Source organism: Azospirillum largimobile (assembly GCF_977007025.2).
In genome coordinates, this window is the sequence record NZ_CDRMUA020000007.1 from 72,641 (window position 1) to 86,850 (window position 14,210).

The 14,210-nt window shown below is 66.8% G+C and carries 11 protein-coding genes; 3 read left to right on the plus strand and 8 right to left on the minus strand.

Annotation, left to right across the window (positions count from 1 at the left end; translation table 11 throughout):
- Positions 1-58 precede the first annotated feature (58 nt).
- Complete coding sequence (gene galE / locus ACWPKK_RS29565) at positions 59-1,081, plus strand: UDP-glucose 4-epimerase GalE (protein ID WP_452011712.1); 1,023 nt, start codon at positions 59-61, stop codon at positions 1,079-1,081.
- Between the two features lie 6 nt (positions 1,082-1,087).
- Here the strand turns inward: galE and ACWPKK_RS29570 are convergent, their stop codons facing one another.
- The 8 genes from ACWPKK_RS29570 to ACWPKK_RS29605 all read right to left on the minus strand — a co-directional run bounded on the left by ACWPKK_RS29570 (position 1,088) and on the right by ACWPKK_RS29605 (position 11,487).
- The gene (locus ACWPKK_RS29570) at positions 1,088-2,044 is read right to left on the minus strand and encodes a UDP-glucuronic acid decarboxylase family protein (RefSeq protein WP_452011715.1); all 957 of its coding nucleotides are present in this window, start codon (positions 2,042-2,044) and stop codon (positions 1,088-1,090) included.
- 112 nt (positions 2,045-2,156) lie between these two features.
- The gene (rfbA, locus tag ACWPKK_RS29575) at positions 2,157-3,020 is read right to left on the minus strand and encodes a glucose-1-phosphate thymidylyltransferase RfbA (protein WP_452011717.1); all 864 of its coding nucleotides are present in this window, start codon (positions 3,018-3,020) and stop codon (positions 2,157-2,159) included.
- Between the two features lie 11 nt (positions 3,021-3,031).
- Positions 3,032-3,922 carry a dTDP-4-dehydrorhamnose reductase gene (rfbD, locus tag ACWPKK_RS29580; RefSeq protein WP_452011720.1) on the minus strand — a complete coding sequence of 297 codons (891 nt, stop codon included), beginning with the start codon at positions 3,920-3,922 and terminating at the stop codon, positions 3,032-3,034.
- Between the two features lie 8 nt (positions 3,923-3,930).
- The gene (gene rfbB, locus ACWPKK_RS29585) at positions 3,931-4,998 is read right to left on the minus strand and encodes a dTDP-glucose 4,6-dehydratase (RefSeq protein ID WP_452011722.1); all 1,068 of its coding nucleotides are present in this window, start codon (positions 4,996-4,998) and stop codon (positions 3,931-3,933) included.
- A 73-nt stretch (positions 4,999-5,071) separates the two neighbouring features.
- Complete coding sequence (rfbC, locus tag ACWPKK_RS29590; protein ID WP_149268788.1) at positions 5,072-5,623, minus strand: dTDP-4-dehydrorhamnose 3,5-epimerase; 552 nt, start codon at positions 5,621-5,623, stop codon at positions 5,072-5,074.
- 3 nt (positions 5,624-5,626) lie between these two features.
- Entirely contained in the window at positions 5,627-9,040 is a 3,414-nt protein-coding gene (locus tag ACWPKK_RS29595; protein WP_452011724.1) for a glycosyltransferase, read from the minus strand.
- A gap of 214 nt (positions 9,041-9,254) precedes the next feature.
- Entirely contained in the window at positions 9,255-10,679 is a 1,425-nt protein-coding gene (locus tag ACWPKK_RS29600) for an ABC transporter ATP-binding protein (protein ID WP_452011727.1), read from the minus strand.
- Entirely contained in the window at positions 10,669-11,487 is an 819-nt protein-coding gene (locus tag ACWPKK_RS29605; protein ID WP_452011729.1) for an ABC transporter permease, read from the minus strand. The genes ACWPKK_RS29600 and ACWPKK_RS29605 overlap by 11 nt, the downstream gene beginning before the upstream one ends.
- 824 nt (positions 11,488-12,311) lie before the next feature.
- Between ACWPKK_RS29605 and ACWPKK_RS29610 the strand changes: the two genes are divergently transcribed.
- Entirely contained in the window at positions 12,312-13,190 is an 879-nt protein-coding gene (locus ACWPKK_RS29610; RefSeq protein WP_452011732.1) for a sulfotransferase family protein, read from the plus strand.
- The gene (cysD, locus tag ACWPKK_RS29615; protein ID WP_452011735.1) at positions 13,180-14,187 is read left to right on the plus strand and encodes a sulfate adenylyltransferase subunit CysD; all 1,008 of its coding nucleotides are present in this window, start codon (positions 13,180-13,182) and stop codon (positions 14,185-14,187) included. Before ACWPKK_RS29610 ends, cysD begins: the two co-directional genes overlap by 11 nt.
- Positions 14,188-14,210 lie beyond the last annotated feature (23 nt).

Consider the following 14,210-nt stretch of genomic DNA (forward strand, 5'->3'; position numbering starts at 1 on the left):
TCCGACTCTGACCCGACCGACCCCCCAATCGCCCCCAAGGCAAAGACGAAGAGCGGACATGACCACGAGCGACAACGCGACCGTGCTGGTGACCGGCGGCGCCGGCTATATCGGCTCCCATGTGGTGCTGGCCCTGCGCGACCAGGGGCGCGCCGTCGTGGTGCTGGACGATCTGTCGACCGGCCGGCGCTCCGCCCTGCCCGACGGGGTGCCGCTGGTCGAGGGCGACGTCGGCGACAAGGTCCTGCTGGCCGAGACCTTCGCCCGCCACGAAATCGGCACCGTCCTGCATTTCGCCGGCAGCATCGTGGTGCCGGAATCGGTGGAGCGGCCGCTCGCCTACTACCGCAACAACACGGTGAAGAGCCACGCCCTGATCGAGGCCTGCGTCGAGGCCGGGATCGGCCGCTTCATCTTCTCCTCCACCGCCGCGGTCTACGGCATGCCGGAGCGGCTGCCGATCGACGAGCAGACGCCGACCAAGCCGATCAACCCCTACGGCTCCTCCAAGCTGATGACGGAGTGGATGCTGCGGGACACCGCGGCGGCGCATGACCTGCGTTACGTCGCGTTGCGCTATTTCAACGTCGCCGGGGCCGACCCGCAGGGCCGTTCGGGGCAGGTGTCGAAGGTCGCCACCCACCTGATCAAGATCGCCGCCCAGACCGTCACCGGCCAGCGGGCGGAGCTGCAGATCTTCGGCGACGACTACGACACGGCGGACGGCACCTGCGTGCGCGACTACATCCATGTCAGCGACCTCGCCGACGCCCATGTCGCGGCATTGCGCCATCTGGAGGCGGGCGGCGCGTCCGAGGTGCTGAACTGCGGCTATGGCCGCGGCTATTCGGTGCGCGAGGTCCTGGCGATGGTGGAGCGGGTGACCGGCAAACCGCTGCCGATGCGCATCGGCCCGCGCCGCGCCGGCGACCCCCCGGCCCTGGTGGCGGGGGTGGAGCGGATCGGCCGCACCCTGGAGTGGACCCCGCGCCACGCCGACCTGGAGACCATCGTCGCCTCGGCGCTTTCCTGGGAGGAACGGCTTATGGTCCCCTCTCCCCAGGGGGAGAGGGGGGAATAGATACCCTCACCCGAAGAAGCGCCCGCGGAAATAGGCGATGGTACGGTCCAGCCCCTCTTCCAGGGGCACGACCGGTTCCCAGTCCATCAGGGCCCTGGCCTTGGCGATGTCGGGCTGGCGCTGCTTGGGGTCGTCCTGCGGCAGCGGCTTGTGTTCGATCTTGGAGGCCGAGCGGGTCAGGCGGACGACCTTCTCGGCCAGTTCCAGCATGGTGAATTCGCCGGGGTTGCCCAGGTTGATCGGCCCGGTGACGCCGGCCGGCGTGTCCATGAAGCGCAGGAAGCCTTCGATCAGGTCGTCGACATAGCAGAAGGACCGTGTCTGCTGGCCGTCGCCGTAGATGGTGATCGGCTCGCCCTTCAGCGCCTGGATGATGAAGTTCGACACCACGCGCCCGTCGTTGGGGTGCATGCGCGGGCCGTAGGTGTTGAAGATGCGGATGACCTTGATGTCCAGCTTGTGCTGGCGGTGATAGTCGAAGAACAGCGTCTCGGCGCAGCGCTTGCCCTCGTCATAGCAGGCGCGCGGGCCGATGGTGTTCACGTTGCCCCAATATTCCTCGGGCTGCGGATGCACCGCCGGGTCGCCGTAGACCTCCGAGGTCGAGGCCTGCATGATCCGCGCGCCGACCCGCTTGGCCAGCCCCAGCATGTTGATGGCGCCATGCACGCTGGTCTTGGTCGTCTGCACCGGATCGTGCTGGTAATGGATCGGCGAGGCCGGACAGGCCAGGTTGTAGACCTCGTCCACCTCGACATAGAGCGGAAACGTCACGTCGTGGCGCATCAGCTCGAAATGCGGGTTGTCCAGCAGGTGCAGGACGTTGTCGCGGCTGCCGGTGAAGAAGTTGTCGACGCACAGCACGTCGTTCCCGGCCGCCAGCAGCCGGTCGCACAGATGGGATCCCAGGAAGCCGGCGCCGCCGGTGACGAGGACACGCTTTCGGTTGGTGAGGGCCGGCAAGGCTGCCTTCCTGTCTTTGCTGGTTGGCGTTGGTGGCGCTCCGGCGGCCGTCAAAGAACGGACCGCCGGCCAACCACGAAGGAACAACGCGGCAGGAGGGCCGCTTGATCCTTCAGCTTAGCAGCCCGAGCAGATAGCGTCCGTAGTCGTTCTTTTTCAGCGGCTCGGCCAAGCGGCGTACCTGTTCGGCGTCGATCCAGCCGGAGGTGTAGGCGATCTCCTCCGGGCAGGCGATCTGCAGGCCCTGGCGGTGCTGGATGGTGCGCACGAACTCCGCCGCCTCCAGCAGGCTGTCGTGGGTGCCGGTGTCGAACCAGCCATAGCCGCGGCCCATCTGCTCGACCGTCAGCTTGCCCATGTCGAGATAGGCGGCGTTGACGGACGTGATCTCCAGTTCGCCCCTGGCCGACGGCTTCACCGCGGCGGCGATGTCCAGCACGTCGTTGTCGTAGAAGTAGAGGCCCGTCACCGCCCATTTGGAGCGCGGCTTGACCGGCTTCTCCTCGATGCTCAGCGCCCGGCCCTGGCCGTCGAACTCCACCACGCCGTAGCGTTCGGGGTCGCGCACGGCGTAGGCGAAGACGCTGGCGCCCTCGGCCTTCTCGCCGGCGGCGCGCAGGATGTTGGTCAGGCCGTGGCCGTAGAAGATGTTGTCGCCGAGAACCAGCGCGCAAGGGTCGTTGCCGACGAACTCGCGGCCGATGATGAAGGCCTGGGCCAGCCCGTCGGGCGAGGGCTGGATGGCGTAGGTCAGGTTCAGGCCCCACTGCGACCCGTCGCCCAGCACCGTCTGGAACAGCGGCTGGTCGTGCGGCGTGGTGATGACCAGGATGTCGCGGATGCCCGCCAGCATCAGGGTGCTGAGCGGGAAATAGATCATCGGCTTGTCGTAGATCGGCAGCAGCTGCTTGCTGATCGCCCGGGTCACCGGGTAGAGCCGGGTGCCGGACCCGCCGGCCAGGATGATACCCTTCATGGTCTTCGTCCTCACGCCTGCGGCGGGTTGGTGAACAGCTCGTCGATCACGCGGTCCAGGCTGTCCTGCCACGGCGGGCAGGCGACGCCGAGCATCTCCCTGGCGCGGGAGCAGTCCAGCCGCGAGTTGGCCGGGCGGCGCGCCGGGGTCGGATAGTCGGCCGTGCCGATGGCGGTCAGGCGCGGCCGCTTGCCGGTGGCGTCATTCAGCCGTTGGAAGATGTGCTCGGCGAAGTCGTGCCAGGTGGTGTAGCCGCTGCCGGTCAGGTGGTAGGTGCCCCAGGCGGCGCTGCCGGTCCTCTCGATGGTGCCGGCGATCTGGACGATGGCGGCGGCGAGGTCGGCGGCGGCGGTGGGGGAGCCGTGCTGGTCGGCGACCACCCGCATCTCCTCGCGCTCCTTGCCGAAGCGCAGCATCGTCTTGACGAAGTTGTTGCCGTAGGCGCTGTAGACCCAAGAGGTGCGCAGGATGACGTGGCTCGGGGTCGCCGCGCGCACCGCCTCCTCGCCCGCCGCCTTGCTGGCGCCATAGACGCCCAGCGGGTTGATGGGGTCGTCCTCGGTGTAGATGCCGTCCTTCGTCCCGTCGAACACATAGTCGGTCGACACATGGATGAAGGGGATGCCGCGCGCAGCGCAGGCGGCGGCCATGGCGCCCGGCCCGTCGCGGTTGACGGCGAAGGACAGGTCCACCTCGCTCTCGGCCTTGTCGACGGCGGTGTGGGCGGTGGCGTTGACCAGCAGGTCGGGCGCGTGGGCGGCGACCGCCTTTTCCACGTCGCCCGGCCGGGTCACGTCGAACTCGGGATAGGGCAGCCCCACCACATCGGTGCCGGGCGCCCAGTTGGCCCGCATCAGCTCGAAGCCGAGCTGGCCGTTGCTGCCGAGGACGAGGACCTTCATGGGGCCCTTCATTGGGCAGCCCCTTCTTCCTTCAGGCCGAGCCGCTCGCCCTGGTAGGAGCCGTTCAGGATGGCCTGCCACCAGTCGCGGTTCTCCAGATACCAGGCGACCGTCTTGCGCAGGCCGCTCTCGAAGGTCTCCTGCGGGGTCCAGCCCAGTTCGCGCTCGATCTTGCCGGCGTCGATGGCATAGCGCTTGTCATGGCCGGGGCGGTCGGTGACGAAGCTGATCAGGCGGTCGTGCGGAGCGCCGGCCGGGTTCATCTCGTCCAGATGCGCGCAGATGGCGCGGACGACCTCCAGGTTGGTGCGCTCGTTGTGGCCGCCGATGTTGTAGCTCTCGCCGATCCGGCCCTTCTCCAGAACCAGCCGCAGCGCGCGGGCATGGTCCTCGACATAGAGCCAGTCGCGGATGTTGTCGCCCTTGCCGTAGACCGGCAGCTTCTCGCCCGCCAGACCCTTCAGGATCATCAGCGGGATCAGCTTCTCCGGGAAATGGTAGGGGCCGTAATTGTTGGAGCAGTTGGTCAGCACCACCGGCAGCCCGTAGGTCTCGTGCCAGGCGCGGACCAGATGGTCGCTCGACGCCTTGCTGGCCGAATAGGGCGAGTTGGGGCTGTAGGCGGTGGTCTCGGTGAAGAAACCGTCGTCGCCCAGCGTGCCGAATACCTCGTCGGTGGAGATGTGGTGGAAGCGGAAGCGCTCCTTGCGGTCCGCCGGCAGGGCCGACCAGTAGCCGCGCGCCGCCTCCAGCAGGCGGAAGGTGCCGACCACGTTGGTCTGGATGAACTCGCCCGGCCCGTCGATGGAGCGGTCGACATGGGATTCGGCGGCCAGATGCATCACCGCGTCGGGCTGGTGGGTGTCGAACACCCGGCGCAGCTCGGCGGCGTCGCAGATGTCGACCTTCTCGAAGGCGTAGCGGGGGTTGCCCTCGGCGCCCGGCAGGGAGGACAGGTTGGCCGCGTAGGTCAGCTTGTCGACATTGACGACGAAGGCGTCGGTTTCGGCAAGAAGCTGGCGGACCACCGCCGAGCCGATGAAACCGGCGCCGCCGGTGACGAGAATGCGCGTCATCAAACCACCTTACCGCCAAAAACGGGGCCCAAAGCCCCACCGGGCAAAAAAGAGCCGAAATCCAATAGCGCCGTCAGAACCAGTCGCCAAGCTGGGCGAAGGTCGGATGCTTGTGGTCCTTGTCCGACAGCTGCGCCTTGTCGGCCGACACCGGCCAGTCGATGCCCAGTTCCGGATCGTTCCACAGCAGGCCGCGGTCATGCTCGGGCGAATAATAGTTGGTCACCTTGTAGATGACCTCGGTGTCCGGCTCCAGCGTGCAGAAACCATGGGCGAAGCCGATCGGCACCAGGATTTGGTTCCACTCCGCCGCGCTGATCACCGCGCTGACATGCCGGCCGAAGGTGGGGGAGCCTTTGCGGATGTCGACCGCCACATCCAGGATGGCGCCGCGCACCACCCGCACCAGCTTGTCCTGGGCGAAGGGCGGCAGCTGGAAATGCAGGCCGCGCACGGTGCCGACCTCGGCCGACAGCGACTGGTTGTCCTGCACGAAGTCGTAATGCAGCCCGGCCGCCTCGAACGTCTTCTTGGTGTAGGTCTCCGAGAAGAAGCCGCGATGGTCGCCGAACTTCTTCGGGCGGATGATCTTAACGTCGGGAATGTCGAGGGAGACGACGTCCATGGCTCAGATGCTTTCCTTCAGGCGCTCTTTGCGCAGTTCGGGGCAGGTCTTGCGCAGCCAGGGCTTGACCGTGCGCGGCGGGAAGGCCAGCCCGAAATTCTCGGCGTCCAGCGTCAGGTTCGGGTTGTAGTACGGGTCCGCCAGCAGGCTGTCGCCCCAGCGCTCCTGCATGTAGGCCACCTCGCCCATGAAGCGCTTGACCTTGTCGGGAGCGGTGTCCGGCCCGCGCGAGGCCGATTCCAGGTGGTACAGCTCGGCGAAGGGCGTCCAGACGACCAGATGGCCCTTCTCGCGGATGCGCAGGCAGAAATCGACGTCGTTGAAGGCGACGGCCAGCTTCTCGGAGTTCAGCCCGCCGACCTCGTCGAAGATCTCCTTGCGCAGGATCAGGCAGGCGGCGGTGACGCAGGACAGATCCTGGGTCAGCTGGGCCCGGCTGAAATAGCCGTAGGCGTCGCGGGTCAGACCCTTGTGGACATGGCCGGCCACGCCGCAGATGCCGGTGACGACGCCGGCATGCTGGATGGTGCCGTCGGCGTAATAGAGCTTGGCGCCGACCGCCCCCACCTCCGGCCGCAGGGCGTGGGAGACCATCTCGGCCAGCCAGCCCGGCTCCATCACCTCGATGTCGTTGTTGATCAGGCCCAGCACCTCGCCGGTCGCCTCGGCGGCGGCGAAGTTGTTGATCGAGGAGTAGTTGAAGGGTGCCTTGTAGGTCAGCACCCGCACCCGCGGCTCGTCCTTCAGCGTGTCGAAATAGGCGAAGGTCGCCGCTTCCTCGCTGTTGTTGTCGACGATCAGGATTTCGAGGTCCGGATAGTCGGTGCGGTGCAGAAGCCCGTCGACGCAGCCCTTCAGCAGATCGACCTTGTCGCGCGTCGGCACGATCAGCGACACCCGCGGCAGCCTGGCCGGCAGGGCGTAGCGGATGCGGGTGAAGCGGGCGGTCGACGGCGAGGTCTCCACCGTGGCGGCGACGCCGCGGCGCTGGAAATGCTCGGTCAGCGCCTTGTGGGCGGCGGCGGTGGCGCGCGGCAGCTCGACCGTGGAGAAGGCCGCGGATTCCGGGAAGACGCGCCAGTGGTAGAGGATCGCCGGGATGTGGCGGATGCGCGCCGCTTCCGTCTGCTCGACCGCGCGGAGGGTCAGGTCGTAATCCTGGCTGCCCTCGAAGCCCAGGCGGAAGCGCCCGGCCCGCTCGATCAGCGAGCGGCGGAAGACGCCCAGGTGGTTGACCATGTTCTGGCCGTGCAGCAGGTCCAGATTGAAGTCCGACTTGAAATGCGGGTCGTAGCGCTCGCCGTCGGCATCGATCTTGTCCTCGTCGGAATAGAGGATGTCGGTGTCGGGATGCAGCGCCAGCTCGGCCGCGACCATGTAGAGGGCGTGCGGCGGCAGCCGGTCGTCATGGTCCATCAGCGCGACGAAATCGCCGGTCGCCAGATCCAGCGCGCTGTTGCTGGCGGCGGAGATGTGGCCGTTGGCCTCGCGCCGGACCACCTTGATGCGGTTGTCGCGCGCCTTGTACTCGGCCAGCACCGTCTGCACATGCGCAGCGGTGCTGGCGTCGTCGGCGATGCACAGTTCCCAGTCCGGGTAGAACTGGGCCAGCACGGAGTCCAGCGCCTCGCGCAGGTAGGGCTCCGGCGTGTTGTAGACCGGCATGACGACGGAGAAGCGCGGGCGCGCCGGCAGCCGGGCGATGTCGGCCTTGATCGCCGCCCCGTCCTCCGGCGTCAGGGTGTCGTACATCCGCACCCAGGACTTGTAGTCGGCCGACCAGCGGTTCGGCTGCAGTTCCTGCAGGACGCGCTGCTTGGTCGCCTGCCAGCCGTGGCGGCGCAGATAGTCCAGCACGCGCGCCGGCTGGTTCTGCCGGACATAGTCGAGCAGGATGTTGGTCTTGCCGATCTCGCGGATGGTGAAGTCGGCGATCTCGAAGGACACCGGCCGGGTGGCCGGGTCGAAGCGCAGCGCCTTGACCGTCTGCGGCAGCAGGGCCAGCTGGCGGAACTCGCCCACCGTGTCGACCGGCAGGCGGATCATCGTCCGCTCGTCGAAGCCGTTGCCGGCATCGACATAGATCACCGGCACCAGTGGGGCCGACGCGCGGACCACCCGGTAGGAGATCACGCACCAGTGGCCGGGCAGCCGGCCGCGGTCGGAGCGCAGCAGGAAGGCGGGGTCGCTGCCGGTCGCCTCGTAGCCGCCCTGCGGGCTCGGCACCACGTCGTGCAGCGGCTCCAGCGTGATGCTGTGCAGGCGGCGGCGGTAGAAACGGCCGGCCTTCTGGGTCAGGCGGCCAAGCTTGCGCACCGGCGCCGACAGCTTCCAGGAGGTGGAGTTGACCAGGCTGTGGATGTGCTGGTCGCGGCTGGCCACCACGCCGTGCAGGTGGGCGATCGCCTGCTCGCGCGCCGTCAGCTCGCGGGCATGGGCGGCGAGGTTGCGCTCGCGGTCGGCCAGATCCTCCGCCATCTCGGCGAGCGCATCGCCCTGGCGGCGGATTTCGGCCTGATGGTCGGTGAGCCAGCCCTGGATCAGGGCGATGTCGCGGTCGCGCGTCGCGATCATCCCCTTGAGATCTTCGCTGTGGGCGATCTGGTCGTCCAGCACCTTGCGGACCATCGCCACCTCGGTGCGCAGGTGCTTTTCCTGCTCCTCCAGGCGCTGGATGGTCTCGGCCTCGATGGCGGCGTCGCCCAGCCGGTCGAACCAGCTGCGGACAGCCCGCAGCCCTTCGCCGCCGGTGGCTTGCACCGCGAACAGCTCGCGCACCGCGTCCGGCAGATCCTCGCCGACGCCCAGCACGCCCAGCCCGTTGGAATGCAGGAAGCTGAAGGACGGGCGGTCGCGGGTGATCTCGTCCCACAGGCGCCAGACGCCGAAATCGCCCTTGCGCACGTTGATGTCGTGGAACAGCACCACGCCGCGCCGGCTCATCTTCGGCAGCCAGGTCTCGAAATCGTGGCGCACCGCCTCGTAGGTGTGCAGCCCGTCGATGTGCAGCAGGTCGACGCTGCCGTCGGCGAAATGGACCAGCGCGTCGTCGAAGGTCATGCGCAGCAGGCGCGAGAAGCCGGCATAGCGCGGGTCATGGTAGGCGGCGAGCGTGTTGTAGATGTCGTCGCCGTAGAATCCGGCCTGCGGGTCGCCGGCCCAGGTGTCGACGGCATAGCAGGAGGTCGGCAGCCCGACATGGCGGACCGCCTGGCAGAAGGCGGCATAGGAGTTGCCGGTGTGCGTTCCCAGCTCGACAAGGCTGTCCGGGCGCAGCGCCTCGACGATCCAGAAGGCGAAGGGCACATGGCCGAGCCAGGAGGCCGGCGCCGTGACGAGATCCGGGGTCAGGAGCGTGATCGGCCGGCAGATACGACGGAGAGTGTCCGATCCCTGGTCCTTCAAAAACGAATCCACCTGCGCCTCTTCTTCTGCCTGGCTCCGCGGCGGGGTGCGGCCCATCGGGCACCATTTTCCAGGCCCGTCGGACGGCCCCGTCACAGCCGCCGACACACATACGCTGACACCCCGCCGGAATGCAAGCCGCTGTCCGGAACCCGCTTTGCGGTGCCCAACAATGCCCGGAACTGCGGTTTTCCTGCCTCACTCCGGGGGTATTGGCAGCCTGTCCTTATTTTGTCGCGGGCGCCGCCCGGGGTGCCGCCCGGGGCGCCGAGGCCCCCTCCGCCTCCAGCGTGATCGCCAGCATCGGCATGCCGACCAGCCCGCGCACGACATGGCTGGCATGGACCTTGAAGAACAGCGCGTCCTCGACCCAATGGTGCTGGACGTGGTCCTCCTGCGTGCCCTCGGCGAGCGCCACGGTGATGGAGAAGTCGCCGCTGGGCAGATAGGGCATCTGGAAGCGGAAACGGGCGGCGAAGTCCTGCCCGGCCGGGATGGTGACGGGATCCAGCTGATAGGTCAGGAAGGTGTTGTCGCCGAACAGGTTCTGGCCCAGCTTGTCCTTCACGTAGAAGCCGATGATCGGGCGATGGACCTGCTGGTCGGCCCGGCAATCCACCTTCAGGACGATCACCTCGCCGCCCTCCAGCACGCTGAGCGGCTGTTCCTCGGCATCCAGGATCGAGACGTTGGTGATGGTGGCGCCGCGGTTGCCGAACCAGGGGCCGCTGTCGTTGAAGTCGAACAGCTCGATGGCGTTTCGGTGCTGGGATGCCTTCAGCAGCTCGGCGCGGGCGTCCTCCACCGGCTCCTCGCGCTTGGCCTGGGGCAGCGCCTGGCGGGCGCCGCCGATGCGGAAGCCGCGCGAGGTGTCCTGGTCGCTGTAGAGCGCCGCCAGATAGTCGTGGCAGACTTCCCGTGCCGGGCCGATCGCCCGCACCGACCCGTTGTCCAGCCACACCACCCGGTCGCAGAGGTTCACCACCTGTCCGGTGTCGTGCGACACGAAGAACAGGGTGCCGCGCTCCTTGAAGCGGTGGATGAAGCGCATGCATTTCTGGGTGAAGGACGCGTCGCCGACCGCCAGGATCTCGTCGACGATCATGATGTCGGCATCGACATGCGCCGCCACCGCGAAGGCCAGGCGGGCGTACATGCCGCTGGAATAGAGCTTCACCGGCTGTTCGATGAAGTCGCCGATGCCCGCGAACTCGGCGATGGACTGGTAGCGCTCGGCGATCTGTGCGTTCGACAGGCCAAGGACCGAGGCGGCGAGATAGACGTTCTCGCGGCCGGTGAATTCCGGGTTGAAGCCGGCGCCCAACTCCAGCAGGGCCGCGATGCGGCCATCCACCGCAATGCGGCCGGAGGTCGGCGTCAGCGTGCCGCAGAGAAGCTGCAGGAAGGTCGACTTGCCCGAGCCGTTGCGGCCGATCAGCCCGACCGTCTCGCCGCGGCGGACCTCCAGGTCGACGCCGCGCAGAGCCCAGTACTCGTCGTAATATTTGCGCCGGCCGCGCACCAGCATCTGCTTCAGCCGGTCCTGCGGGCGCTTGAAGATGGCGTAGGCCTTGCCCAGCCCTTCGGCGCGGATGACGACAGGGGTGTCGGCGGCGGGAGCCTTCGTGGGGGTATCGGTCTCAGACGACATCGGCGAACCCCCGGCGGGTCTTCATGAACCAGAGATAGCCGAGCCACGCCACCACCCAGGCGGCCAGCGTCGCCAGCCCCCAGTCCACCGGCGACGGGATGCGGCCCCAGAACAGCAGGTCCTTCGACTGCTCCAGGATCGCGGTCATCGGGTTCAGGTGCAGGATGGCGCGGAAGCGCTCGGGAATCGCGGTCATCGGGTAGAAGATCGGGCTGAGGAACATCAGCACGGTGACGCCGACCCCGACCACCTGCCGGATGTCGCGCAGGAACACGCCGGCCGCGGCGAAGAACCAGCTGAGCCCCAGCGTGGTCAGGCACAAGGGCACCAGCACCAGCGGCAGCAGCAGCGCGGTCAGCGGCGGTAGCCCGGCGACTGCCAAGTGGAAGACGACCAGGATGACGAAGCCGATGCCGGCGTTGAACAGCGCCACGGCCAGCGACACCAGCGGCAGGATCTCCAGCGGGAAGACCACCTTCTTGATGTAGCTGACATTCTCCAGCAGCAGGCCGGGCGCCCGGTTCAGGCATTCGCCCAGCACGTTGAACAGGATCAGGCCGGAGAACAGCAGCAGGGCGAATTCCGTGTTGCTCTCGCCTGTCGTCCCCCAGCGCGCCTGGAACACCACCGAGAAGACGAAGGTGTAGACCGCCAGCATCAGGATCGGGTTCAGCATCGCCCAGACGATGCCCAGCATCGACCCGCGGTACCGGGCGTCGATCTCGCGCCGGGCCAGCCGCAGGATCAGCGACCTGTGGTGCCAGGCGGTCTGGAAAAGGGCAAAGGGACCGGCGCCGAAACCCGCCACCGTGGGGTTTCCCGACTGAGAGTTAAACAATTTAGAGTATTCCCCGTCTGCGGCGGGCCGACCATAACCCCCGCTCCGGCAGCGTTCAAGCGAAAGCATCCCGGCCAAGCGGGAGGCCAGGCGGGAGAGTGGTCGTCCCGCCATCCTGCCGGAAAAAAGAACGGGCGGGGGCACAAACCTTCGGTCCCACCCGTTTACCCGAAAGATCGAAGTACCGGCGATTCCACTCAGGAACGCCTGTTATCCAGCGGGGAAACATTTGAATAAAAAAGCTGGATTTTTTTACCTCAATAGGTAATTCCACAGAATAAGCAGGAAAAGCTTCCTTCATGCGTATCAATAAAGACCAAGTGACGATCAAAATTGTCTTCTCTACTTGCAAGATAGGGACATCGAATTCAATGACGGGTCTGTGTCATGCGCCTCCTACCATTGGGGATCGCACCCGCATGATTGTAAGACCATGGGGTTAGCTCCGGATTAGAACTAAAAAAGCCAAACCGATAGGACCATAACAAGGTGTGGGAGACGGCGATTGCCGAATTTGCAGAAGCGACGCATCGACCGTCAAAAAAACAGGAAAATCCGAGATGCCCAGCGCAGAGGTGACGCAAAAGGAGGCCGTTGTGTTTCGGAATGCGAAGACCCTGACAGCCGATCATTATGCCGCATCTTTTCGAAACCATTTCGGAGATGGAGCGGTTCATCGACTTCAAAAGGAGATCGGCTTTGTCGGAAAACGGCTTCTTCGGCTCCCCAGCACGGAACGGTCGAGTTTCTTCGATCCCTGGTTCGGGGAAGAGAACGCCCGTCATCTGAGGGCGGTGGCGCAGTCGGTCCGCGGGCTCCCGCAGGACGCTGCCGCTGCCACCGCCGGCGACGCCACCGGCAGCGCCAGCCCGCGGCGCGCGCCGCGGATCGTCTTCCTGCAGGGGGTGATGCCGCGCAGCGGCACCAACTATCTCCAGAGCCTGCTGGAGTTGCACCCCGACGTGGTGGTCAACCCCTACGGCATCCGGGAGCTGCCCTTCCTGAACACGGTGGAGGATGCGCGCGCCTATGAGGGGCGCTTCCTGCGCCTCTACCAGCGCAACCGGGAATCGTTCCGCGACCTGGAGACTTTCTGCTATATAGTGAGCGGCTTCCTGCGCCGCATCGAGGCGGAGTTTCCGGCCGACAAGACGGTGGTGATCAAGTCGCCCCACACCAGGATGATGCGGTACTTCCCCTACCTGTTCCCGGCGGAGCGCTGTCTGATCGTGCTGCGCGACGGCAAGCGCGCCGTGCAGTCCACCATCGACACCTGGCCGCTGCGCTTCCTCGGCCGGACCTTCGCCGACGTCTGCCGCGAATGGAGCTTCGGCACCGAGGCGGCGCTGGAGGCGCAGAGCCGCATGAGCGCCGACGCCTGCCGGCTGGTGCGCTTCGAGGATGCGGTGGCCGCCCCCGACGGCACGGTCCGCGACCTCATGCGCTTTCTGCAGCTGGATGACGGGCGCTATCCGTTCGAGCGGATCGGCGACCTGCCCATCCTGGGATCGTCCCGCGCCTCGCGCAGCAATGGCGAGGTCAGCTGGACGCCCGTCGAGAAACCCCAGGGCTTCGATCCGTCGAAGCGCCCGATCGAGTGGTCGCGCAAGCGTCGGACGGTATTCGATGCCGTGGCCGGAGACATGCAGAAGAAGGCTGGCTATGCTTCTTGATCCGCTGATCGACATCCGCCCCGCGGCGAGGGAGCTTCCCCAGCCCGGTCCCGCGACCGGCCCAGAGGACGGCTTGCCTGCGATCCTGACCACGCCCGCCCGCCTCACCCACCTGCAAAGGCTGGAGGCGGAGAGCATCCACATCATGCGCGAGGTGGCGGCCCAGTTCCACAAGCCGGTCATGCTCTATTCGGTGGGCAAGGACAGCTCGGTTCTGCTGCATCTGGCGATGAAGGCCTTCCATCCGTCCAAGCCGCCCTTCCCGCTTCTCCATGTCGACACGACCTGGAAATTCCGGGAGATGATCGAATTCCGCGACCGCATGGCGCAGGAGTTGGGCATCGACCTGATGGTCCACATCAACCAGGACGGCGTGCGCCAGGGCATCGGCCCGGTCACCCACGGCTCGGCCGTCCACACCGACGTGATGAAGACGCAAGGGCTGAAACAGGCGCTCGACGCCCACGGCTTCGACGCCGCCTTCGGCGGGGCGCGCCGCGACGAGGAGAAGAGCCGCGCCAAGGAGCGCATCTTCTCCTTCCGCACGGCCACCCACCGCTGGGAGCCGAAGAACCAGCGGCCGGAGCTGTGGAGCCTCTACAACGGGCGCATCCACAAGGGCGAGAGCATCCGCGTCTTCCCGCTGTCGAACTGGACCGAGCTGGACATCTGGCAATACATCCACCAGGAGAACATCCCGGTGGTGCCGCTCTATTTCGCCAAGCCCCGCCCGGTGGTGGAGCGCGACGGCACCCTGATCATGGTCGACGACGACCGGCTGCCGCTGAGGCCCGGCGAGGTGCCGGAGATGGCCTGGGTGCGTTTCCGCACGCTCGGCTGCTATCCGCTGACCGGGGCCGTGCGCAGCACCGCCGCCACCCTGCCCGAGATCATCCGCGAGATGCTGCTGTCCACCAGTTCGGAACGGCAGGGCCGCGTGATCGACCAGGACGCCGCCGCCTCCATGGAGGCGAAGAAGCAGGAAGGCTACTTCTGATGCTGAAGGACCTCGATCCCGCC

Coding starts and splice junctions, on each gene's coding strand:
- galE (WP_452011712.1), top strand. CDS start 59: ATGACCACGAGCGACAACGCGACCGTGCTGGTGACCGGCGGCGCCGGC.
- rfbA (WP_452011717.1), bottom strand. CDS start 3,020: ATGAAGGGTATCATCCTGGCCGGCGGGTCCGGCACCCGGCTCTACCCG.
- rfbD (WP_452011720.1), bottom strand. CDS start 3,922: ATGAAGGTCCTCGTCCTCGGCAGCAACGGCCAGCTCGGCTTCGAGCTG.
- rfbB (WP_452011722.1), bottom strand. CDS start 4,998: ATGACGCGCATTCTCGTCACCGGCGGCGCCGGTTTCATCGGCTCGGCG.
- rfbC (WP_149268788.1), bottom strand. CDS start 5,623: ATGGACGTCGTCTCCCTCGACATTCCCGACGTTAAGATCATCCGCCCG.
- ACWPKK_RS29600 (WP_452011727.1), bottom strand. CDS start 10,679: ATGTCGTCTGAGACCGATACCCCCACGAAGGCTCCCGCCGCCGACACC.
- cysD (WP_452011735.1), top strand. CDS start 13,180: ATGCTTCTTGATCCGCTGATCGACATCCGCCCCGCGGCGAGGGAGCTT.